This window comes from Dyadobacter sp. LHD-138 (genome assembly GCF_030929615.1).
In the GTDB taxonomy this organism is placed as follows: Bacteria; Bacteroidota; Bacteroidia; order Cytophagales; family Spirosomataceae; genus Dyadobacter.
The window spans coordinates 49,980-70,898 of record NZ_JAVFVU010000037.1 but is presented as its reverse complement, the minus strand read 5'-3'; the positions used below and the strand labels follow the sequence as shown (position 1 = coordinate 70,898).

19 protein-coding genes are annotated in these 20,919 nt (G+C 44.1%); 12 read left to right on the top strand and 7 right to left on the bottom strand.

Annotated features, from left to right (window positions below; translation table 11 throughout):
• Nucleotides 1-77: 77 nt before the first annotated feature.
• From RB622_RS23995 to RB622_RS23980, 4 genes are read left to right on the top strand one after another with little or no spacing between them, the layout of a single operon-like run.
• Nucleotides 78-620 carry an RNA polymerase sigma factor gene (locus RB622_RS23995; protein WP_308049274.1) on the top strand — a complete coding sequence of 181 codons (543 nt, stop codon included), beginning with the start codon at nt 78-80 and terminating at the stop codon, nt 618-620.
• On the top strand, nt 589-1,431 hold the full coding sequence (locus RB622_RS23990; RefSeq protein ID WP_308049265.1) for a HEAT repeat domain-containing protein: 843 nt from the start codon (nt 589-591) through the stop codon (nt 1,429-1,431). The genes RB622_RS23995 and RB622_RS23990 overlap by 32 nt, the downstream gene beginning before the upstream one ends.
• Nucleotides 1,432-1,454: 23 nt before the next feature.
• The gene (locus tag RB622_RS23985) at nt 1,455-2,321 is read left to right on the top strand and encodes a DUF4097 family beta strand repeat-containing protein (protein WP_308049264.1); all 867 of its coding nucleotides are present in this window, start codon (nt 1,455-1,457) and stop codon (nt 2,319-2,321) included.
• 4 nt (nt 2,322-2,325) lie between these two features.
• Nucleotides 2,326-3,165 carry a DUF4097 family beta strand repeat-containing protein gene (locus RB622_RS23980; protein WP_308049263.1) on the top strand — a complete coding sequence of 280 codons (840 nt, stop codon included), beginning with the start codon at nt 2,326-2,328 and terminating at the stop codon, nt 3,163-3,165.
• An 81-nt stretch (nt 3,166-3,246) separates the two neighbouring features.
• Here the strand turns inward: RB622_RS23980 and RB622_RS23975 are convergent, their stop codons facing one another.
• On the bottom strand, nt 3,247-5,094 hold the full coding sequence (locus RB622_RS23975) for a chloride channel protein (RefSeq protein ID WP_308049262.1): 1,848 nt from the start codon (nt 5,092-5,094) through the stop codon (nt 3,247-3,249).
• A 151-nt stretch (nt 5,095-5,245) separates the two neighbouring features.
• Between RB622_RS23975 and RB622_RS23970 the strand changes: the two genes are divergently transcribed.
• The 7 genes from RB622_RS23970 to RB622_RS23940 are packed head-to-tail and all read left to right on the top strand — an operon-like array spanning nt 5,246 to nt 12,015.
• Entirely contained in the window at nt 5,246-5,581 is a 336-nt protein-coding gene (locus RB622_RS23970; RefSeq protein WP_308049261.1) for a DUF1475 family protein, read from the top strand.
• On the top strand, nt 5,574-6,413 hold the full coding sequence (locus tag RB622_RS23965; RefSeq protein WP_308049260.1) for a DUF1295 domain-containing protein: 840 nt from the start codon (nt 5,574-5,576) through the stop codon (nt 6,411-6,413). Before RB622_RS23970 ends, RB622_RS23965 begins: the two co-directional genes overlap by 8 nt.
• A gap of 49 nt (nt 6,414-6,462) precedes the next feature.
• On the top strand, nt 6,463-7,503 hold the full coding sequence (locus tag RB622_RS23960) for a cyclopropane-fatty-acyl-phospholipid synthase family protein (RefSeq protein ID WP_308049259.1): 1,041 nt from the start codon (nt 6,463-6,465) through the stop codon (nt 7,501-7,503).
• Nucleotides 7,497-8,615: an alpha/beta hydrolase gene (locus tag RB622_RS23955; RefSeq protein ID WP_308049258.1), complete on the top strand. Its 1,119-nt coding sequence runs from the start codon at nt 7,497-7,499 to the stop codon at nt 8,613-8,615. The genes RB622_RS23960 and RB622_RS23955 overlap by 7 nt, the downstream gene beginning before the upstream one ends.
• A 2-nt stretch (nt 8,616-8,617) precedes the next feature.
• Nucleotides 8,618-9,892 carry an FAD-dependent oxidoreductase gene (locus RB622_RS23950; RefSeq protein ID WP_308049256.1) on the top strand — a complete coding sequence of 425 codons (1,275 nt, stop codon included), beginning with the start codon at nt 8,618-8,620 and terminating at the stop codon, nt 9,890-9,892.
• 24 nt (nt 9,893-9,916) lie between these two features.
• Complete coding sequence (locus tag RB622_RS23945) at nt 9,917-10,729, top strand: DUF1365 domain-containing protein (protein ID WP_308049255.1); 813 nt, start codon at nt 9,917-9,919, stop codon at nt 10,727-10,729.
• 44 nt (nt 10,730-10,773) lie between these two features.
• Nucleotides 10,774-12,015, top strand: coding sequence for a cyclopropane-fatty-acyl-phospholipid synthase family protein (locus tag RB622_RS23940; protein WP_308049254.1), 1,242 nt, complete (start codon nt 10,774-10,776; stop codon nt 12,013-12,015).
• Between the two features lie 57 nt (nt 12,016-12,072).
• Here RB622_RS23940 and RB622_RS23935 read toward each other — a convergent pair whose 3' ends face one another.
• The 5 genes from RB622_RS23935 to RB622_RS23915 form a co-directional block, all read right to left on the bottom strand.
• Nucleotides 12,073-12,840, bottom strand: a complete 768-nt coding sequence (locus RB622_RS23935) for a hypothetical protein (protein ID WP_308049252.1) — start codon at nt 12,838-12,840, stop codon at nt 12,073-12,075.
• Between the two features lie 128 nt (nt 12,841-12,968).
• The gene (locus tag RB622_RS23930) at nt 12,969-14,894 is read right to left on the bottom strand and encodes a response regulator (protein WP_308049251.1); all 1,926 of its coding nucleotides are present in this window, start codon (nt 14,892-14,894) and stop codon (nt 12,969-12,971) included.
• A 3-nt stretch (nt 14,895-14,897) separates the two neighbouring features.
• Nucleotides 14,898-15,452, bottom strand: coding sequence for a chemotaxis protein CheB (locus RB622_RS23925; protein ID WP_308049250.1), 555 nt, complete (start codon nt 15,450-15,452; stop codon nt 14,898-14,900).
• A 35-nt stretch (nt 15,453-15,487) separates the two neighbouring features.
• Nucleotides 15,488-16,303: a CheR family methyltransferase gene (locus RB622_RS23920; RefSeq protein WP_308049249.1), complete on the bottom strand. Its 816-nt coding sequence runs from the start codon at nt 16,301-16,303 to the stop codon at nt 15,488-15,490.
• Complete coding sequence (locus tag RB622_RS23915; protein WP_308049247.1) at nt 16,300-19,731, bottom strand: response regulator; 3,432 nt, start codon at nt 19,729-19,731, stop codon at nt 16,300-16,302. The genes RB622_RS23920 and RB622_RS23915 overlap by 4 nt, the downstream gene beginning before the upstream one ends.
• A gap of 296 nt (nt 19,732-20,027) precedes the next feature.
• Between RB622_RS23915 and RB622_RS23910 the strand changes: the two genes are divergently transcribed.
• Nucleotides 20,028-20,429, top strand: a complete 402-nt coding sequence (locus tag RB622_RS23910; protein WP_308049246.1) for a DUF3224 domain-containing protein — start codon at nt 20,028-20,030, stop codon at nt 20,427-20,429.
• Nucleotides 20,430-20,432: 3 nt separating this feature from the next.
• Here the strand turns inward: RB622_RS23910 and RB622_RS23905 are convergent, their stop codons facing one another.
• Entirely contained in the window at nt 20,433-20,918 is a 486-nt protein-coding gene (locus RB622_RS23905) for a GNAT family N-acetyltransferase (RefSeq protein WP_308049245.1), read from the bottom strand.
• Nucleotide 20,919 lies beyond the last annotated feature (1 nt).

The window sequence follows — 20,919 nt, the reverse complement described above, 5'->3', positions numbered from 1 at the left end:
TTCCCCGGGTGCAGGTTTCCACTGTAAGATCACTAAAAAGGTAAAAACTTTTGAACACGCTAACGGATAATTCGCTGATGCTCCGGGTAAAATCCGGAGACCTTGATAAGATGGGATTGCTCTTTGAGCGGTACCACCGTCCGTTGTTTGCCTTCCTGTACCATATGACCGGGAAGGCGGATGTGAGCGAAGATCTTGTACAGAATGTCTTTTACCGAATGCTGAAATATCGTCATACCTTCACCGGAGAAGGCGAATTCAGAACCTGGATGTATCATCTGGCCAGAAATGTATTGAATGATTCGGTGAAGCAAAACAAGTTGGCAAACCATGAAGATGTGCATGCTTATGCGGACCGGATTGACGGAGGAATATCAGCGGATGCAGCCTTCGAAAGACAGCAGGACGCAGAATCACTGCATAAAGCCATGGCAGTATTGAGTGAGGATCACCGGGAAATATTGGTATTAAGCCGGTTTCAGGAGCTTAAATATGAAGAAATTGCCGGGATTTTGAATATCACGGAGGGGACAGTGAAAGTGCGCGTGCACCGTGCGCTGGGTGAGTTGAAGAAAGTATTTTTCAAAAATGAAAACCGAAGGAAAACACATGACATGTGACCATACCAAAGGACAGTTTACCGATTGGTTAAACAAACCTGTCACTGACCCGGAACGGATCAGGATCGACAAACACCTTGCAGAATGCCCTGAATGTCAGAAGGAATTCGCGGAGAGCAAGGACTTATGGGAAATAATGGGAGAAGTCCGCGTGGAAGTACCCAGTGAAACCATGCGTGTCAATTTCAACAGCATGCTGCACGATTACAAAAAAACGGTTAAAGAAAAGGATAAATATTCCATTCACAATCTAATCGATGCGATACGTCAGTTTGTAATACCGCAATGGACGGTTCAGCTCACTTTCAGTCTTCTACTCGTAGGACTCGGCTGGATCATCGGATTCCGGATGAATAAGGTTCCCACGGCATCCACGGCTTACACGGAACAAATTGATACGCTGGCGAACCAGATTCAGGAAATGCGTCAGATGATGATGCTGACGCTGATCGAAAACCCTTCGGCGACCGAGCGACTCCGGGCGGTCAGCTACACCAACGATATCACACATGCGGACGAAAAAGTGATCGAAGCCCTTTTCTCAACGCTGAACAATGACCCTAATGTCAATGTGAGGCTTGTGACCCTGGAAGCCATCACGCAGTTTGCGGATGACCCGCTGGTGCGTAAAGAACTTGTGCAGTCGCTGACCCGGCAAGACTCCCCCATGGTACAGGTTGCCCTGGCCGATGTGATGGTAAAATTGCAGGAAAAACGCTCTATTAAAGCTTTCAGGCAAATATTAAGACAGGAAAACCTGAATGAACTGGTGAAAAATAAAATCGAACAAACGATCAAAGATCTTTCTTAAACAACCAATCAAATTTATTAGCCATGAAAAAAATAATAATCCCATTTCTGGTGGGGCTGGTGCTTTCTTGTACCCAGGCGCCAGCACAAAAACAGGTTTTCAAAGAGCATATCAGCAAACAGTTCACGGTTTCAAATGCCTCCGGAAAGAACATACTGGCCATTTACAACATCAACGGTTTTATTAAAGTGAAGGGTTATGACGGCGATAAAGTGATGCTTGAAGTCGATAAAACATTGTCGGCGGAAGGCCAGGAACGCCTGAATGCTGCCAAAGAAGAATTTAAGCTCAATTTTGAACAAAAAGAAGACAGCATTCTGGCTTACATAGCCCAACCCCTGGACACACGCCCAAACAGGGGCAACCAAAACTGGGGAAGCCGGCAGGAAAGAAAATATGATTTCCACCTTGAATTTACTGTGAAAGTGCCGTACTCCATGAATCTGCAGATATCAACCGTAAACGGAGGCGAAGTAACCGTCGACGACGTGACTGGCTCGCTCAAAGTCTCCAATGTAAACGGCGCGATAAAACTTACCAATGCCAAAGGTGCTTCCGAAATCAGGACGATCAACGGAAACGTGGAAGCCAACTATGTGGGCATACCTCCGGGAGAATCTCAGTTTAAGACCCTTAACGGAGACATTATCATTAGTTATCCGCAAAATCTTTCCGCCGACTGCCAGTTCAAAAGCTTTCGGGGTGATTTTTACACCGATTTCCCCAATACAGAAACATTGCCCGCCAGAATAGTAAAAAACCAGGAAACCAGTCACAATAAAACAGTTTATAAATTAAATGCAGAAACATCAGTAAGAATCGGAAACGGGGGCAAGATCTTCAAATTCGAGACATTTAATGGAAATATCTATCTAAAAAAACAATCCTGATTATATGAAAATCCACAAATTACTGGCCGTTGTTTTGATCATGGCTGCAAGTACGAAAACGCTTCCCTTACTCGCTCAGAATGAGACCAAAGAACAGTTAACCATAGCGCTGTCGGATCCTGGAAAACCCGGCTCATTGAACGTAAAACTGATCAGAGGCTCCATCCATGTAACCGGTTATGCAGGAAAGGAAGTGCTGATTGATGTTGTTTCAAAAGCATCCGCCGAAAAAAATGACGATTCAAAAGATGAAAATGCCAAAGGGTTAAAGCGCATTACGACGGGAAGAACCGATCTGGACCTGACTGTTGAAGAGCAAAAAAATAATGTCAGCATCAAAACCAGTATGGGCAGACATCCGATCCATCTGACCATTAAAGTGCCTGTTCAGTTTGGTTTACAAGTTGGAACGATCAACGAAGGTGATGTTACGGTTGATAACGTAAGCGGTGAACTTGAAATTTCAAATGTCAACGGAGCCATTCAGCTTACCAATATTTCCGGTTCGATTGTGGCCAATACGGTTAACGGAAACCTGAAAGCCGTATTTAAATCCGTCAATCCGGAGGCGCCGATGGCTTTTTCTACGCTAAATGGCAATGTAGACGTTACATTTCCGGCGGCGTCAAAATTTGATGTAAAACTGAAATCAGACCGTGGTGAAATTTACAGCGACTTTGATGTAGATGTCGACAAAACCCAGCCAAAGGCAACACGTTCAGCCAAGGATGGCTTGTACAAGGTCAGTATTTCAGACTGGGTACAAGGAAAAGTAAACGGCGGTGGGAAAGAGGTTATGATGAAAAACATGAATGGAAACATTTATGTAAGAAAAGCCAAATAGCTGTTATTGAGACAAAAACAGAACTCCTGTTAAAGTTTAACCCAAAACTTTAACAGGAGTTTTTCCTTTTTAATAAATCCGCTATCCGGAGTACGCCTGTAACAATTGGCGGTAGCTGTTTAACACGCTGGACTTGGAAATAAATCCGGCAAATTTACCAGTCACGGTAACAACTGGTAAATGCCATAACCCTGTTTCGTCAAACTTTCTGGCGACGACAACCACCGAATCATTTTCAACGATCACGGCTTTCGGTTCCTTTAAAAGGTCTCTAACGTTTAATGATCCGTCCAGATCACGGCTGAAAAGAATCGGTCTTAAATCGTCCAAAGTTATAATTCCTACCAGTGTTAGATCTTTATTTAAAACCGCTACGAGGTTTCTTTTCCCATTTTTCACGACTTCCCGAAGCTCGTCGAAAGACGCCTGATCGCTGATAACCTGGACATCTTTATCCAGCAAGTCGAGCGTACGCAACAAAGACAGGAGATTTCTGTCATGCTCTTTCGTAAATATTTTCCCTTCGTTAACCATCTTTTCAAGATCCGGAGAAACAGGTGAAAACCATTTCGCCATCAAAAATGAAATCACGGAAACGATCATCAAAGGAATAAACAAATCGTATCCGGAACTGGATTCGGCAATCAGGAAAATAGCAGTCAACGGCGCATACAAAACCCCGCTCATGACACCTGCCATACCCACAATGACCAGATTAACCATCGGTACATCCTTAATACCTGCCTGTATGCAAAGCAGTGCAAAAACATATCCCAAAGAGCCGCCGGCAAACAACGAGGGCGCGAAATTACCGCCATTCCCCCCGCTTTGAATCGTAATTGACGTCGCAAAAGCCTTTAACAGGCAAACCACAGCGACGAAAACAATGATCACCCACTCGCGATATCCGATGAAACGGAAGAAACTATTTTCCATCACCTCCTTAATTTCTCCGTTTGTAAACGATTTGATGGTATCATAACCTTCGCCAAACAAAGGTGGATAAAGCACACAGAGAAAGGAAAGAATGGCTCCCCCAATCATCGCTTTTTGAATCGTCGACAACTTAAGAGAATGAAAAAGCTCTTCAATATATCGTGTAATGACCAAAAAATACCGGGCATATAATCCACACAAAACGCCCAAAATCAGGTAAAAAGGAATATTGTGATAGTCAAAAGCATCGCGGGTGTGAAATTGAAAAAGAACCTCTTCCTCCAAAAGAATACGTGATATCAAACTTCCGCAGACGGCTGCAACAACCAGCGGTATAAAATCTGAGAAAACGACGCCGGTCAGCAGTATTTCAAATGCAAACATCATCCCGGCGATCGGCGCGTTAAACGCGGATGCAATACCTGCCGTGGCCCCGGCGGCAAGCAGCAGCGTTCGTTCACGGTAATCCAGTTTGTAGGTTTGTGCAAAATTTGAACCGATAGCAGCACCGGTCACGGCAATAGGGCTTTCCAGCCCCGCCGAGCCCCCTAATCCTACGGTAATGGCGCTCTGGACAATTTGTGAGTACATTTTAACCGGCGAAACATTACTTGCATTCTGGGCAATTTCGTAAAGAATAACCGGAATCCCTTTCTTGTCCATCCCGCTGAAAAACAGCTTGACGACAATCGTTGTCATGACGATTCCCGAAAACGGAAAAATGAGGTAAAACCACACCTGCTCCTCAAAATGCACTTTATGCGTGATGATGTAATGGATGTAATGCACCAGCGATTTTAAAATCACCCCGGCCAGTCCAGCAGTACAACCCACCAAAATACCGGAAAGAATCAAGAACTGGTTGCGGGTAAGCACGCTTTTCAGCCAGTAAATCACAATTTCGTAACTCCTGACCTTGTCGATACTGAAACGCGTGAAATCACGTCTGAACTTTAAGAAGCTGTAATATTTCTTTATGTTTTTGCTTTTCACTCCTGATCGTTTGGCATCAAGTTAATATCTTTTGAGGTATTATGTTCCCCGTTCAATCCGAATTGATGAAAAAATCGTACTACTAAGTAGCACAATGTACGATTAAAACATTGAAACAATAGTCATACCACAATACTTATCATCCAGCATCATGATCACAGCATTAAAGATAATTTTCAGCGTTCTACTGGTCTGGATGTGTTACATCGTGATCAGTACGAGTCTAAAAAGTAATCTTTTCAACGAATGGGATTTCCTCGGGTCGATCCCGTGGATGCGCGCCACACTTTGGGATTTTTATGCCAATGCTTTCATCATTTACCTATGGATCTTTTATAAAGAACCCGGCATGCTGTTAAAAATTGTGTGGTTTCTTTTAATGTTTTTTCTGGGCAGCATCGCAAGCTGCGCCTATGTCCTGATTAAATTATTCCGTCTTGAACCAGGCGAAGGTTTGACCGATCTTTTAACCAAACGCCATGCATAATTCTGTATTTTTTCCCGTAGTGGTTTCATTCCTCGTTTGCAGCATAATCATGACGGCTGTCTGGCTATGGGCAAAAAAGATCAAAAATGCCGGTATCGTCGATATATTCTGGTCGTATAATTTTCCGGTGATCGCAGTCATTGTTTTCTTCCTGGCTAATGGCCATCAAACGCGAAAATTCCTGATCTGTACGATGGTAATGCTGTGGGGCGTTCGTCTGGGTACGCATCTTGGTAGGCGCGTCCTTTCGCATATTCATGAGGAAGAAGGACGTTACGCCCAATTAAGAAAAGAATGGGCGCCGATTGCTGAAAAGAAGTTTTTCTGGTTTTTTCAGGCGCAGGGCCTATCGAATGTGCTGCTGGCTGTACCGTTTTTTATGATCGCACAAAACCAATCGCCGGTCATATCATGGTTTGAGTACTGCGGCCTGGCTGTCTGGGTTATTGCCCTGACGGGCGAAGCCATCGCCGACTGGCAACTGGACAATTTCAAGAAAAATCCCAGTAATAAAGGAAGAGTCTGCGATACAGGCCTTTGGCATTATTCCAGGCACCCGAACTACTTTTTTGAGTGGCTGATCTGGGTTGCCTATTTCATTTTCGCACTGGGTTCTCCCTATGGTTATCTGGCTGCTATCAGTCCCGCCATTATGCTACACCTCCTTTTCAACGTGACCGGTATTCCCGCGACGGAGGAACAATCTCTTCGTTCAAAAGGCGCCTTATATGAGGCTTATCAGAAATCGACCAGTGCTTTTTTCCCCTGGTTTAAAAAAATACTTACACCAATACTCCAAAAAACGGACGAAAGGAAATCTAAAGAGAGCTGATCTACGTATATCCGTCATCATCTCATCAAGTAAAACCCTCAAATCCTCCATGTGGTACGATAAACTTCTGATTAACAACCAAATACCTGATTTCCTCATTCGGATGGGCATTCGAAAATATTTAAAGAAACGTTTGCGCGAAGAAAATAAGGGCGGCGGGGAGGCGCAGCAGCGTCATTTACTTCAATTGATCGATACGCTTAAAAACGCACCCATTGCCGTAAACACCGCTGATGCAAACGAACAGCACTATGAAGTGCCCACGGCGTTTTACCAGTATTGTCTGGGTGAAAATTTAAAGTATTCCTGCGGATTCTGGAAACCGGGCGTAACCGATATCGATACCTCGGAACGAGATATGCTTGAACTGACCTGCGAAAGGGCAGAACTTGAAAATGGACAGAATGTCCTCGAACTGGGTTGCGGCTGGGGCTCTCTTTCTCTCTTTATGGCAGGAAAATATCCGGGCAGTATTTTTACCGTGGTTTCCAATTCCAGGACTCAGAAACAGCATATTGAAGAACAGGCTTTTTTGAGAAATATTCAGAACCTGAAAGTCCTAACAGCCGATATGAACACGTTTCATACCGACGAAAAATTCGACCGGGTTGTATCCGTTGAAATGTTTGAACATATGCGAAACTACAAGCTGCTCATGCAAAAAGTCGCGTCATTTCTGGACGATCACGGAAAACTTTTTGTCCATATTTTCACACATAAGGAATTTGCGTATCTATTTGAAGTAAAGGATGAAACAGACTGGATGAGCAAGTACTTTTTCAGTGGCGGAATAATGCCCAGCAATGATCTTTTGCTGCATTTCAACGATGACCTGATCATGGAAAAACAATGGTTTGTCAATGGCAAGCACTATGCCAAAACTTCCGAAGCCTGGTTGCGTAACATGGATAATCACCGTGACGAAATTATGCCGCTCTTCGAGCAAACCTACGGCAAAGGAGAAGCTTTAAAATGGTGGGTTTACTGGCGTATTTTCTATATGTCCTGTGCAGAATTATGGAATTACGACGATGGGAACGAATGGATGGTCAGTCATTATCTGTTTCATAAAATCCGGGCGCCATGGTAAAACTATCGCTGACAATTATCCTGTTTCTGATTTCGCTGCTGACTATTTTGCCAGCTCCGGCCTTTTACTTATGGCTGCTGGCTATTGCTGCGGACGAATTTTCCTGGGTTTTCATAGCGCTTTTACTGGTTATTATTCTCATCTCTTTGCGGCCATCGGCTTATCAGCTACCAACCCTTATCCTCGCTTTTATCACACTGTTCATTTTTGCATCGCCAATTGCCAGGGCTTATTTTATATCCAGAGACTTACGTGAAAATATGGCAGCGGCCTTTGGAGATTATCACGTTGCCAGCCAAAAACCATTTTCGTATCCGGGCCTTTTTAAAAGCAACATCAGTATTCCGTACAGCACGGTCAGTTATAAAAAGACAGATAAGATTAACCTGACCATGGATTTTTATCCGTCGGCTATTCCCGGCATAAAACCCTGTGTACTGGTAGTGCATGGAGGTTCCTGGAAAAGCGGCGACAGCAAACAGTTGCCCGAACTGAACAGTGTACTGGCAAGCAAGGGATATCATGTGGCTGCGATCAATTATCGTTTGGCGCCTTCCTATCAAAATCCCGCGCCGGTTGAAGACGTCCGGGACGCGCTGGCATTTTTGAAAGAAAAGGCAGCCGCATGGCATATTGATTCAAGTAAATTCATTTTGCTGGGGCGTTCTGCGGGAGCCCAGATCGCGCTGCTTGCCGGTTTCACCCTTAAAGATCCTGAGATAAAAGGAATTATCGATTTTTACGGACCGGCGGATATGGTCTGGGGTTATTCCATTCCCTCAAATCCGCTGATCATGGACTCGCAAAAAGTGATGGAAGATTATCTTGGCGGCAATTACAACACGCATCCGCAGCATTTTAAGGAAAGCTCTCCTTTGCTATACGTCTCAGATCAGTCGCCTCCTACCCTTTTAATACACGGTCAGAACGACGTTTTGGTGGCCTATGAACACAGCAGGAGGCTTAACGCCAAACTGAACGCAAATGGCGTTAAACATTATCTGCTCACACTTCCTTGGGCCACACATGCTTTTGACTATAACCTGAACGGTCCCGGAGGGCAGCTTTCTACTTATGCCGTAATGTATTTCTTAAAATCTGTAACCAATTAGCGATGCTTAAAACAGCGATCATAGGAACCGGAATTGCGGGCATGGGCTGCGGCCATTTCCTGCACCAGACAGACGACATTACACTTTTTGAACAGAACGACTATGTCGGCGGGCATACCAACACCGTTACCGTAGATGAAGGCGGGAAACCGGTTCATATTGACACGGGTTTTATGGTTTTCAATTACGAAACCTATCCGAATTTGTGCAAGTTGTTTAAAGAGATTGATGCACCGGTAAAAAAAACGGATATGTCTTTTAGCGTTCAACACAAACCAAGCGGCCTTGAATACAGTGGTTCAAGTCTTAATCACCTGTTTGCACAACGTAAAAATTTGTTCAATCTGAAATACATCCGGATGTTGTCGGAAATTTCAAGGTTCAACCGGGACAGTGTCCAGATTCTGGACGAGCCTCAGTTTTCGAATTATTCGATCGGACAATACATCCGGGAATTTGGTTACAGCGACGATATGCTCTGGAAATATCTGGTCCCGATGAGCTCGGCTGTCTGGTCTACGCCCATGGAGCAAATGCTTGATTTTCCGGCGGTGACGCTCATTCGTTTCTTCAAAAACCATGGTTTTTTGGGTATTGACACCCAGCATCAGTGGTATACGCTACATAACGGCAGCCAGTCTTACCGTGAAATCCTGATCAAACCGTTCAGGAATAAGATCCACGTGAACCGGAAAACGGTGAAAATCAAACGTGAAAATGACAAGGTTACCGTACGCGCATCGGATGGTACACAGGAAGTTTTTGACCGGGTGATTATTGCCACCCACGCGGATCAGGCGCTTGCCATGCTCTGTGAACCGACAGTTCTTGAACAAAATATTTTATCGAATTTCAAGTATCAATACAATAAAGCGGTTTTGCATAGCGATGAAAAAGTGATGCCTGATACTAAACTGGCATGGAGCAGCTGGAATTATCGGATCACAGAAAGTGAATTTGAAGTCGCGCCAAGTACGGTTTACTGGATGAATAAGCTGCAACAGGTATCGGATAAGAAAAATTATTTCGTTTCGATCAATCCTCAGGAAGACCTTAATGAGAAAAAAATCATCCGGGAAATCGATTATGAGCATCCGCTTTTTGATGTCCCCGCCATGCACGCGCAAAGCAGCCTGAAACTGCTCAATGAAACGGGTCCGGTTTACTTCTGCGGGAGTTATTTCAAGTACGGTTTCCATGAGGATGCTTTTAAAAGCGCAGTTGATCTATGCGCTAGTCTGACGACGCCAAAAATTCTAAACAGGCAAATCCATTAACCCCGTTTTATCGTATATCCATACATGAAACAGGATCATTTAAATTCTTGCTTATACAAGGCGCGGGTGATGCACAACAGGCTTCATCCGAAGAAACATAAATTTCATTACGATATTTTTATGTTCTACCTGGACCTGGCTGAGCTTGATTCTATTTCGCAAAAATTCAGATGGCTAAGCCGAAACCGTTTCAATCTGTTCAATTTCCGTGATTCCGATCATTTACAATTACCGATTGAAAACCCGGATAAATCGAAAAAAATCAGGGAGCACATTACACAATATCTGGCTGAAAACTTTGTGGATATTGGAAATGGACGGATTATGCTTCTTACCAATCTGTGTACGATGGGTTATCAGTTCAATCCGGTTTCATTTTACATCTGTTACAATGCGCTTGATGAACCCGTCTGTACGGTCGTGGAGGTGTGTAATACTTTTATGGAAATGAAACCGTATTTCCTTGAAAACAAAACGCTTAACCATGACGGATTTCATCTGTATACCAATAAAAACTTTTACGTTTCTCCTTTTATTGATCTTGACTTCTACTTTGATTTCAATGTAAAAATACCGGGAGATCGGCTGAATATCACCATCAACGATTACGATGAGGCAGGTGAACTCTATTTTATGAGCTCATTACAGGGTGAAAAAACGGTACTGACGGATGCCAATATGCTCCGGTATTTTTTCAGTATTCCGCTCGTCACCATGCAAATAACCTGGCTGATTCATTGGCAGGCGTTAAAACTTTGGGCCAAAAAAATCGGGTTTCATCGCAAGACAGACAACCCTCAATTGCAAACAGAAGTATATAGAAGGTACAAATCTTAACCGGCCAGTCACCCATCATTACCATGCTAAAAACCAGCGCAACATTGAACAGAACAGAACCAGTTGCCACAAAACCTGGCTTATACCAGCAACTGGTTTTCAGCCAGCTTCATAAGATGAATTTGGGAAAGCTGGCATTGACCCTTCCGGATGGACGGACCGAGTTTTTCGGTAACGGGATAAATCCGATATCAGCCTGTGTTACCGTTACAGATGTGGAATTTTTTAAACGTCTCACGCTGTTCGGTGATATTGGTTTTGGGGAGGCCTATGTGGATGGACTCTGGGAAACGGATAATATTACCCAGGTTATCAACTGGGTGCTGCTTAACGTTGAAAATGCGCCTGGCCTTTCCGGCAGCAAATCACAGGCCTTTGTCCTGAATGTATTACGATTCTGGAATAAAATAACCCATAGTGCCCGCTCCAATACACTCGAAGGATCGAGGAAAAACATATCGGAGCATTACGATCTGAGCAATGATTTCTTCGGTGTTTTTCTGGATAAAACGATGACCTATTCCAGCGCATATTTCCGTCATGAAGGCATGGACCTGGAAGCGGCGCAACTGGAAAAATATGATCGCCTTTGTCAGAAACTAAACTTGCAGCCTTCCGACCACGTCCTTGAAATTGGCAGCGGCTGGGGCGGCAATGCGATACATATGGCAAAAAATTATGGCTGCAAAGTCACTTCATTGACTTTATCCGTTGAGCAACAGAAGCTTGCCATGGAACGTATATCCGCTGCCGGTTTGTCTGAACGGGTAGAGGTTTTACTGATGGACTACCGGAATGTCGAAGGATCATTTGACAAAATTGTTTCCATTGAAATGCTGGAAGCGGTTGGACATGAGTTTATGGATATCTATTTCAGCAAATGCAATTCCCTCCTAAAAAAAGACGGAATTCTTGCGATTCAGGTTATTACTTGTCCGGATGCACGTTATGACAGCTTGAAAAAAGGTGTCGACTGGATCCAGAAATACATTTTCCCGGGCTCCTTGCTACCGTCAGTGGCTGCTATTAACCGCTCTGTTAACAAAACCGGCGACATGAGCCTGGTTGATTTGAAAGAATTCGGACTGCATTATGCATACACTTTAAGAGCCTGGCTGAATAAATTTAATGAGCGCTTGGCTGAAATTAAAAACCTGGGGTACGACGATCAGTTTATCCGCAAATGGACCTACTACCTCTGTTACTGTGAAGCTGCCTTCGTCATGCGCAATATTAGCGTCATGCAGCTGGTTTACAGCAGGCCAAACAATGCCAATTTTTTATAAAAGAAATGCCCGCCGAAATTCATCAACGGGCATTTCTTTTATAAAAAATATCTAAAATCAACCGTTCCCACGAGCCAGCTGCACTTCCAGGCGGATATCAACACCTCTGTCATTCGTTCCGTATCGTGAGCCACCTCCAGTCCCTATGCCAACGCCCATACCGCCGCCCATGCCAATTCCACCGCCAAGGCCTATGCCAATTCTGGGTGAAAAGCCTGACTGCGAAGAGGAAGCCCCATCAATTTTAATACTTACACCCAATAGCGAAGACTCCTTGGGATTCATCGCAAGAAGGCTGAAAGGTACCGCCATTTGCTGGGTTAGCTCACCGTTTTTATCCATGCTGATGTGTGACTTGATGCTTCCGTCGGCTTCAACCAGATTGATAAAACGCTGACCTTGTTTATCTTTCCAAACTGCTTCCTTGTTGTAAGAATCCATCAAAAGTCCCAGGCCAAGGCTATTGGGTAAATCTGTATCAATCCGGCGCAGGGCTTTCCGGTCTTCTTTCAAGACAACCGGAAACAACAGAGAATAGGAATCCTTTTTCTGTCCTTCCGGACTGAAAGATACTTTTAAACCGTTACCCAGAATCTTCTGAATCGTAGCCGGATCGCGGGTTGTCATGGTCATGTATAGATAATGATCATCATTGATGATCCCGTACGCCAATCTCGAAACCTGATCTTTTCCATCCGGTTTTACTTCATCCACATAAGAAAACGGTGCATTCCATTTTGATGCATAAGGGATCGTTTTGGAAGAACTACACCCTGCCAATACCACCAGGGCAAGGAGGAACCAGCTATTATTTTTACTTTTCATCTTGCTATTTATGTACACTAAATTTCAACTATAATTAAACGAAACCGTTCTTAAAACATTACGATTAATGAGAAAAATTCGTTGCATTTAATGTCGGTTTAATCAGTCAGCGCTATCATTTTTCATTTTCAGACAACCGATTCTGCAAGTAACCGCCCAATTTTCTCGTGAAGCCGGACAGGCTCAAAAGGCTTGGATAAAGTATCGTTCATACCCGATTCCAGCGCCTGACGGATATCCTCTTCAAGCACCGTGGCAGAGAGCGACAAAATGGGTGTGGTAATTCCCAATTCCTTTCTGGCATACTGTGCCGTTTGAAATCCATCCATTTCCGGCATCCGGGTGTCCATGATAATCAGGTCAAAAGTTTGGTCCCGAAGTTCCCTGATCGCTTCCTTTCCATTGACGACCAGCGTCACATCAATCAGCCAGGTTGTTAAATATTTATTGATCAGCAACGCATTGATATGATTATCTTCTGCAATCAAAACCTTTTTGCCAAAAAATGGGCTTAGACTTTTAAATGAGACAACGGGTGCCTTTTCACTCATTTTCTGATTAGCGTCTTTCAGCAACAGGGTAAAATAAAATTCACTCCCTTTTTGGAACTGACTCGTTACCCTAAGATCGCCGCCCATCAACAGCACCAGCTTCTGCGAAATGGTCAGACCCAATCCCGTACCACCATAATTATGTGAAGTTTCCTGCGTCGCTTGTCCATATTCCGAAAAAATCGCCGGGATACGGTCTTCCGAAATACCAATTCCTGAATCTTCTACCGCCAGTCTTATCTTGTGAAAAGAGCCTTCCATACCCTGGTATTCAATTTTCAATCGCACATGACCCGCGTGTGTGAATTTCAGTGCATTACCCACCAGATTCATTAAAATCTGATTGAGGCGCATGCCATCGATCAATACACTTCCCGGTATCTCTTCGTCATATTTCAGGCTCAGTTCCAACCTTTTCTCATCAGCCTTAAAGCGCATCAGGTCAATAATGCCTTTGCCAAGGACAAGCAGGTTCGTGGGCGTTGGCAATATTGAAAACTTCCCTTCATCAATTTTCGAGATATCAAGAATATCATTCAGAATATTTAAAAGCGAGCCCGACGAATTCAGGAGCATGTCCAGCAATTCCCGCTGGTCAGTTTCCAGTTCCGTAGCTTCAAGCAAATTGCCAATCCCGATAATACCATTCAAAGGCGTGCGGATTTCGTGACTCATATTGGCCAGGAAGGATTCCTTGACCTTTCTTGATTTATCGGCCAGACTTCTTGCTTCGACCAGCGCTAGTTCGTGCGCCTTTCTCTTTTCAATATCATGCAGGTTGATAAAAAGAAGCCGATTTTTGTACATAATCCGAAGTTCGAGCCAAACAGGCTGACTGAGTTTGCCTACAAACTGGTCTTCTACCACGATCGTCTCCCCACTCATATAACTCTGGTTCACAAGGACAGTCTGCAAGCCGGAACGGTTTGCTTCCACCAATAAATCCAGCATCGAAATGTTGATCAGCGAGGCTGGATTCAGGCCTAAAATTGTTTGTACAGACGGATTTATTGACAATATCCTTCCTGAATCCGGCGCAACCGTTGCGATAATATCAGGCGAATTTGTGACAATGGTAGCGTAGTTTTCAAGAAGTTTATTTTTCTCTCTTATTTCCCGCTGACTTCTTGCCACACGGATCAAAGAATCAACCTTGGCATTGGTGATATATGGATCAAGAGGTTTGTAAAGATAATCAACCGCTCCGGTCCTCAGACCACGGACGGCGTAGGTCGTTTCTTTTGAAATCGCCGTTACAAAAACGATCAGAATTTCCCTGGTTTTAGGATTTGAAGCTAGCGTTTCAGCAAACTCAAAACCGTCCATCCCCGGCATCTGAACGTCAACCAAAGCCACAGATATTTCATTTTCCCAAACGATACGCAACGCCTCATTGGGTGATGTGGTAGCGAAAATGGTAATATCGTCCCTGCTTAGAATCGCTTTCAGTGATAATAAATTTTCTTCCCGGTCATCCAGCAGCAGAATTTTCGTATTTTCCATTATTTAAGTTGAGTGGCTATATAGGATACTTCTAATTTCTTCAAACAGATTTTCTTCATTCAAAATTTGGTGTTTATCGTATGCATCGATGGCTGCCAAAGGCATTTTTTGTGCTTCCGCGAAATCGGGGTTCTGCACATAGGTACGAAAACCCGCTTCCGCAATTTGTCTGATTCCTTTTGCCCCGTCCTCACTGGCACCGGAAAATAACATGGCTGCCTTGATCGGTATGCCCGACTGGGCTGCGGAAATAAAAGTGGCATCAATGGAAGGACGCGAAAAAAAATCCTTTTCAGCTGCGTCTAAATAAAATCGCTGGTCCGGGCCAATTAACAAATGATAGTCGGGCACGGCGAAATAAATACAGTTTGTATCCAGTAAATCAAGATGCTGCGGTTCCTCCATTCTTACTTTTGTTTTTGAATTAAACAACACCGGAAGCTCTGACAAACTGGATTTTCCACGATGCAAAACAAAGATCAAAGCACAGGGTAACGGTTTTGTAACCAATTTTATTATTTCTTCAAAAAGCGCAAAACTCCCCGATGATCCTCCCATGAGTATCAGATTTAGAGGTTTTTTTTTTGCGGTTATCATTTGATTTTCTGGTAAATGTTTAGTCGGGTATCGATGACACGAAAATGCTCTTCATACCCAGAATAACGCAGGGTTTCACGTTTTCCGAGACATAAAAAACCAAACATAGCCAGACTTTCGTACAATAACCTAAAAACTTTCTGACGCTGTTCCAGGTTAAAATAGATCATTACGTTCCGGCAACTCACCATCTGAAACTCATTAAATACTCCGTCACCGGTCAGGTCGTGGAGCGAAAATACAAGGTTCTTCCGAAGGTCGGGAACCATCACCGCCTGACCATAAGCCACATGATAATAATCTGATAAAGAGTATTTCCCCTCTGCCAACAAATAGTTTTCCGAAAAAGTACGCATATGTCCCAAACTAAAAATGCCCTCGCGGGCGGAAGACAAAACGCGCTCGCTCAAATCAGTGGCGTAGATTAAGGAACGGTTATATAATCCGGTCTCCTTCAATAGAATAGCCATCGAAAAAGCTTCTTCGCCCGAAGCACAACCAGCGACCCAGATCCGGATCGCTGGGAATGATTCCAGATAGCTAATAACCTCGGATCTTAAACTGATAAAGAAATCCGGATCCCGGAACATTTCGGAATAATTGACCGTGAGTTCCTGAATGAAATCGTAAACTACTTTCCCGCCCTGTTCAAGGTGTACAATAAGCTCGGAAAGACTCATGGCATGTTTGGTTAGGTATCTCGCAGCCCGGCGCAGCAACGAGGGCCGCGCATAACCGGAAAAATCAAAGCCCGATATTTCACGAACCCTGACAATCAACAATTCCAGTTCCTGATATTCCAGTACGATCATGAATGTAACCAAACTTTTACTAATGACAATAATTTGTCCACGTCAACAGGTTTCGAGATATAATCGTTTGCTCCTGCTGCCAGACACAATTCACGGTCGCCCTGCATCGCCTTGGCAGTGACGGCGATAATTGGCAAATTGCTCCATTTTTGTTCCTTACGAATCCGTTTCGTCGCTTCGATACCATCCATTTCCGGCATCATGACATCCATCAAAACCAAATCAATATCATCGGTATCTCCGAGTTTCTGTAAAGCCTCGCGGCCGTTCATCGCAATAACAATTGAGAATCCGGCCTCTTCCAGCACAGCGCTCAGTGCAAAAATATTACGCATATCATCGTCGGCCAGCAACACTTTTCTGCCAATAAAAACACGATCGGCATGTACCACCGGGTTACTGAACAGTTGTGTTTTTTGAATCGAAGGCGCTGGCTTAGGCTGTATTTTTTTTAGGAACAGATTAACTTCATCCAGCAGGCGTTCATTCGATTTGCGCGTTTTCATCACCACCGGGTGTGAATACCGCATCACCCGGGTCAGGTCCTCCTGTGAAAGATCCTCCGCAGTATTCACGATCACTGGTATGCCCGCCCATTGCGGTTCAGCCTTGATCTGATCCAGTAAATCCAGACCGTTGATATCCGCTAATCGGATATCCAGAATAATGCCGTCAACAACTTCTCGTTCAAGCAACAGCCGCGCCTCTTCACCTGAATATGCGTAAAGCACAAACAGATTATTTTCTTCGAGAAAATCGCCAAAATGTTTGCTCTGGAACGCATCGTCCTCAACGAGTAAAATACGTTTCCGCTCTGTTTTTGAGCCTTCCAGCTTAAGCAGGTCAAAGATAATTTCCGCCGACTTCTTGTCTACCGGTTTTTGCATAAATCCGATCGCCCCCTCTTGCAGTACCTTCGCGATGCTTTCGTCGCCCGCTGAAACCGTATGGACAGGAATAAGCCGGGTTACAGGATCCGCTTTCAGTTCTTTTAAAACATCGTCGCCCGAAATATCAGGAAGGTGCATATCCAAAATAATCGCTGTGGGTTTGAAACTTTGAACCAAACTCAACGCTTTAAAACCCGTGCCGGCCACAACCACTTCAAAACCATTGTCACGTGCCTTACTGGCCATGTCCTCGGCAAAAATCGGATCATCCTCGATCAGCAACAGCCTGTTTATCCTTACATTTTCCGTGGACACGACGGGTTTTATTGGGGTATTTTTCATCTCCTCAACTTTTACAACCGGCTCAGCGATAACTTCCGGCACCGTATTTAACGCATCCTGCAATGGAATGATCAATGTAAACGACGAACCCTTTCCTTCTTCACTTTTTAAAGTAATAGATCCCTGGAAAATGTTGGCCAGCTCACGGCTTATCGATAAGCCCAAACCAGTTCCGCCATACTTCCGGCTCGTTGATCCATCGGCCTGCTGAAAAGCTTCAAAAATGGCTTTTTGCTTGTTTTCAGGAATTCCAATTCCCGTATCCCGAACCTCGAAATGCAGTTTGCCATCCCATTGAGAAATAATCAGCGATACCGTTCCCGGCGCTGAGGTAAACTTGATTGCATTGGAAAGCAGGTTGCGCAGGATCTGTAATATCCGGACATGATCCAGGAACAGGGTATCGGGGCAGTTTTCACCCCGGACAAGTTCCAGGTCAAGCCCTTTATTTTCAGCAATTTTTTGGAATGTGTTCCTGATCTCAACAATAAGCAATTCTGTATTAATTTCCTCGACATGCAGCTCTATCTTCCCGGACTCAACTTTTGCCAGATCCAGGATGTCGTTGATCAGTGTAAGCAGATCATTCCCCGAATTATTGATAACAGCAGCGTATTTCTGCTCTTCATCGCTCATCCGAAGCCCTTTATTTTCAGATAAAATCCTCGAAAGGATCAGAATACTATTCAAAGGAGTCCTTAGCTCGTGACTCATATTAGCCAAAAATTCACTTTTGAACCGGCCCGTTCTTTCCAACTCATCGGCTTTTCTTTGCACCTGATCGCGTGCTTCCTCGATCGTACTTTTTTGCTCTTCCAGTAAAAATGCTTTTTCTTCCAGCTCGGTATTGATCTGTTTCAGCTCCTCCTGCTGTACCCGAAGCTCCTCTTCTGACACCTGCAATAACGAGGTCTGTCTCGTCAGTTCTTCATTGGTAACCCTTAATTCTTCCTGCTGGCTTTCAAGTTCCTCCGCCTGGAGCTGTGTTTTATCAAGGAGTTCCTTCATCAGCTGACGCTCTCTGGCCGCTGAAAAAGCAATGGCTGCACCATCGGATATTCTTTCCAGTAACTGAATAACCTTATCATCCGATGTTCCCGGATAACCCAATTCAAGCAAGGCAACGACTTTACCGCCCTGTATCAGCGATTTTATCAAAACCGTTCCCGGCATTGCATTACCCAATCCCGTTTTAATTTTAAGATATCCCGGCGCAACTGCAAGTTGTTTAAGACTTCGTTTTTCATAAATTACCTGTCCCAAAACACCCGTGTCCTTTGTGACGGAATGCGGAAGCTCGTCATTGTGCTCCACCGAAAAAGTAGCCGCCAGATCCCAGACACTCCCCAAATGATTGACAACATAGAGCACACCCGTGGCCGCTCCTGTAACTTCGGCAATTCTCTCAATAAATTTTTTGGCCAGTTCCTCCTCCCCAGGCTCCCCTCTTATCACTTCACTCACCTCAACCGCCGCCGATAAGATCCAGTTTTTACGTTGATCTTCGCGTGAAAGAATAGCGAGTTCCTGATTAGCCTTTACGGTTCCCTTTTCCGAACTGATCTGGGCCATGTAGGTCTTCCTGATAAAATAGAAAAGAACAAAAATGACCAGCAAAAAAACAGTCGTTCCGCCAAGGATAATTTGCTTTGCACGGTCTGAACTGATCGCCGCCTCATCCTCACGCAGTTTCAGCAAAGTATTTTCCGTATTTTCTATTCTGTCGAAATAAAATTTCAGTTGTGAGGAAACTCTTTGCCCACTCAAAACCATGGCTTTCAGGGAGTCAGAAGTGTATCGCCCTTCTTTCAGCATTTCCAGCTGTGCGGACATTAAATCCAGCCTGTTTCTTATAATCGGCGATAAAGTATCCAGCCGGGCTGTTTGAGACGCATTATCAATGACAAGTTTCTGCAAAACATTAAACTGGCTCCAAACCTTTTCGCTTGCGTTGCTATGCGTTTTTTCAAAGTTGTCGTTTTTCAACAAGGCGAATCCCCTTAAATTTGTTTCAGCTGTCAGAAGCTGATTTCTGACCTCCGCCGATGCCTTTATTACATCCCGGGTATGATCCACCCAACCGGCATTTTCCTGATTCAGGATAATCGCATTAAAAGAAGTATAACCGACGATTATTACAAGCAGTATGGAGACAATGACGCCTGTAAAAACCTGTTGTTGGAAAGAAAAACGCATAAAACAATATTGGAACGAAGCGTCGTGAAATACAAAATCTCTAATTTTTCGTGAATATCACTAAAAATATGAAGTCGAACTATATTTCATCCGGTTTTCGCCTCATAAAAGCTGTGTTTTTCTGCATTCGCTGATAAGCTAACGTGACATAGAAACCACAGGGCTGAATATCGGAAATATTCTATTAAATGAAATACGCCTGATCATTTCCGGGGTCGGAATAAATCCTCAAAAAGTTAACAACCTAATCGGTTTTCTCCTATTTTTGGGAATCAACCTAATCACCGATCCGACAGATGAAGTTATCCGCCTCTGCTGTTTTCCATATCACGGATGGATATGAAGAATCTTTCAGTAAAAATGAAAATGGTCAAAAACTCACGACCGGCAAATTCTTTATTTTTTATGAGGGTGAGCTATCGGGGGAAAGCGTATTGATGGAACTCAAAAACTATCTGAACGAAAAAAAAGCCTCCGTTTACGGCCTGGAAAGATTTACCGGCGAGCTTGCCGGCAAATCCGGTAGTTTCGTCCTCGAACATTCAGGAATTTTTGAAAATGGGACGCTCACTTCCACAAAAAAAGTCGTTGTCGGAAGCGGCACCAATGAATTGGCCGGACTGCGTGGTGAAGCCGTTTTTAATTCAGGTAAAACCAAGGAATTTCACCTGAAGCTGGATTATTGGTTTATCGAATGAGCATTATTTAATTTCTTTAACCATCCATAACTCGCAGGCGTGATGACCGCTGTTGCCCAACGGCGCATCCAACAAACTGAATCCCAGCTTTTCATAAGCCTTGACCGCTTTTTCAAGCGCTGCCATCGTTTCCAGGTAAATTCTTTTAAAACCTTTGTTACGGGCTTCCTCAATACATTTCAAAATCAGGGTTTTTCCCAGCCCCTGCCCGCGCGCTTCGGGAAGAAGATACATTTTCACAAGTTCCAATGTATCTTCCGGCAATCCATCCGTTGGAAAAATACCGGCACCTCCAAGCACTTTTCCGTCCTGTATCGCCACAAAATACACGCTGTTCGCAACGGTAAACAGCTCACTTAGGTGATCCGTGCTGGCATCGTAATACACGGTACCAGGTTTGTCAGCTTTAAATTCTTTAAGCGTTTGCCTGATAACCAGCGCCAGTTCGGCATCGTCACTTGGTTGAATTTCTCTTATTTCAATATTCATA

Bases quoted from the DNA above. Each gene is read 5' to 3' on its own strand.
- RB622_RS23935 (WP_308049252.1), bottom strand. From the start codon at position 12,840: ATGAAAAGTAAAAATAATAGCTGGTTCCTCCTTGCCCTGGTGGTATTG.
- RB622_RS23995 (WP_308049274.1), top strand. From the start codon at position 78: ATGCTCCGGGTAAAATCCGGAGACCTTGATAAGATGGGATTGCTCTTT.
- RB622_RS23925 (WP_308049250.1), bottom strand. From the start codon at position 15,452: ATGGGAGGATCATCGGGGAGTTTTGCGCTTTTTGAAGAAATAATAAAA.
- RB622_RS23945 (WP_308049255.1), top strand. From the start codon at position 9,917: ATGAAACAGGATCATTTAAATTCTTGCTTATACAAGGCGCGGGTGATG.
- RB622_RS23980 (WP_308049263.1), top strand. From the start codon at position 2,326: ATGAAAATCCACAAATTACTGGCCGTTGTTTTGATCATGGCTGCAAGT.
- RB622_RS23920 (WP_308049249.1), bottom strand. From the start codon at position 16,303: ATGATCGTACTGGAATATCAGGAACTGGAATTGTTGATTGTCAGGGTT.
- RB622_RS23960 (WP_308049259.1), top strand. From the start codon at position 6,463: ATGTGGTACGATAAACTTCTGATTAACAACCAAATACCTGATTTCCTC.
- RB622_RS23930 (WP_308049251.1), bottom strand. From the start codon at position 14,894: ATGGAAAATACGAAAATTCTGCTGCTGGATGACCGGGAAGAAAATTTA.
- RB622_RS23985 (WP_308049264.1), top strand. From the start codon at position 1,455: ATGAAAAAAATAATAATCCCATTTCTGGTGGGGCTGGTGCTTTCTTGT.
- RB622_RS23955 (WP_308049258.1), top strand. From the start codon at position 7,497: ATGGTAAAACTATCGCTGACAATTATCCTGTTTCTGATTTCGCTGCTG.
- RB622_RS23965 (WP_308049260.1), top strand. From the start codon at position 5,574: ATGCATAATTCTGTATTTTTTCCCGTAGTGGTTTCATTCCTCGTTTGC.
- RB622_RS23915 (WP_308049247.1), bottom strand. From the start codon at position 19,731: ATGCGTTTTTCTTTCCAACAACAGGTTTTTACAGGCGTCATTGTCTCC.
- RB622_RS23990 (WP_308049265.1), top strand. From the start codon at position 589: ATGAAAACCGAAGGAAAACACATGACATGTGACCATACCAAAGGACAG.
- RB622_RS23910 (WP_308049246.1), top strand. From the start codon at position 20,028: ATGAAGTTATCCGCCTCTGCTGTTTTCCATATCACGGATGGATATGAA.
- RB622_RS23950 (WP_308049256.1), top strand. From the start codon at position 8,618: ATGCTTAAAACAGCGATCATAGGAACCGGAATTGCGGGCATGGGCTGC.
- RB622_RS23905 (WP_308049245.1), bottom strand. From the start codon at position 20,918: ATGAATATTGAAATAAGAGAAATTCAACCAAGTGACGATGCCGAACTG.
- RB622_RS23970 (WP_308049261.1), top strand. From the start codon at position 5,246: ATGATCACAGCATTAAAGATAATTTTCAGCGTTCTACTGGTCTGGATG.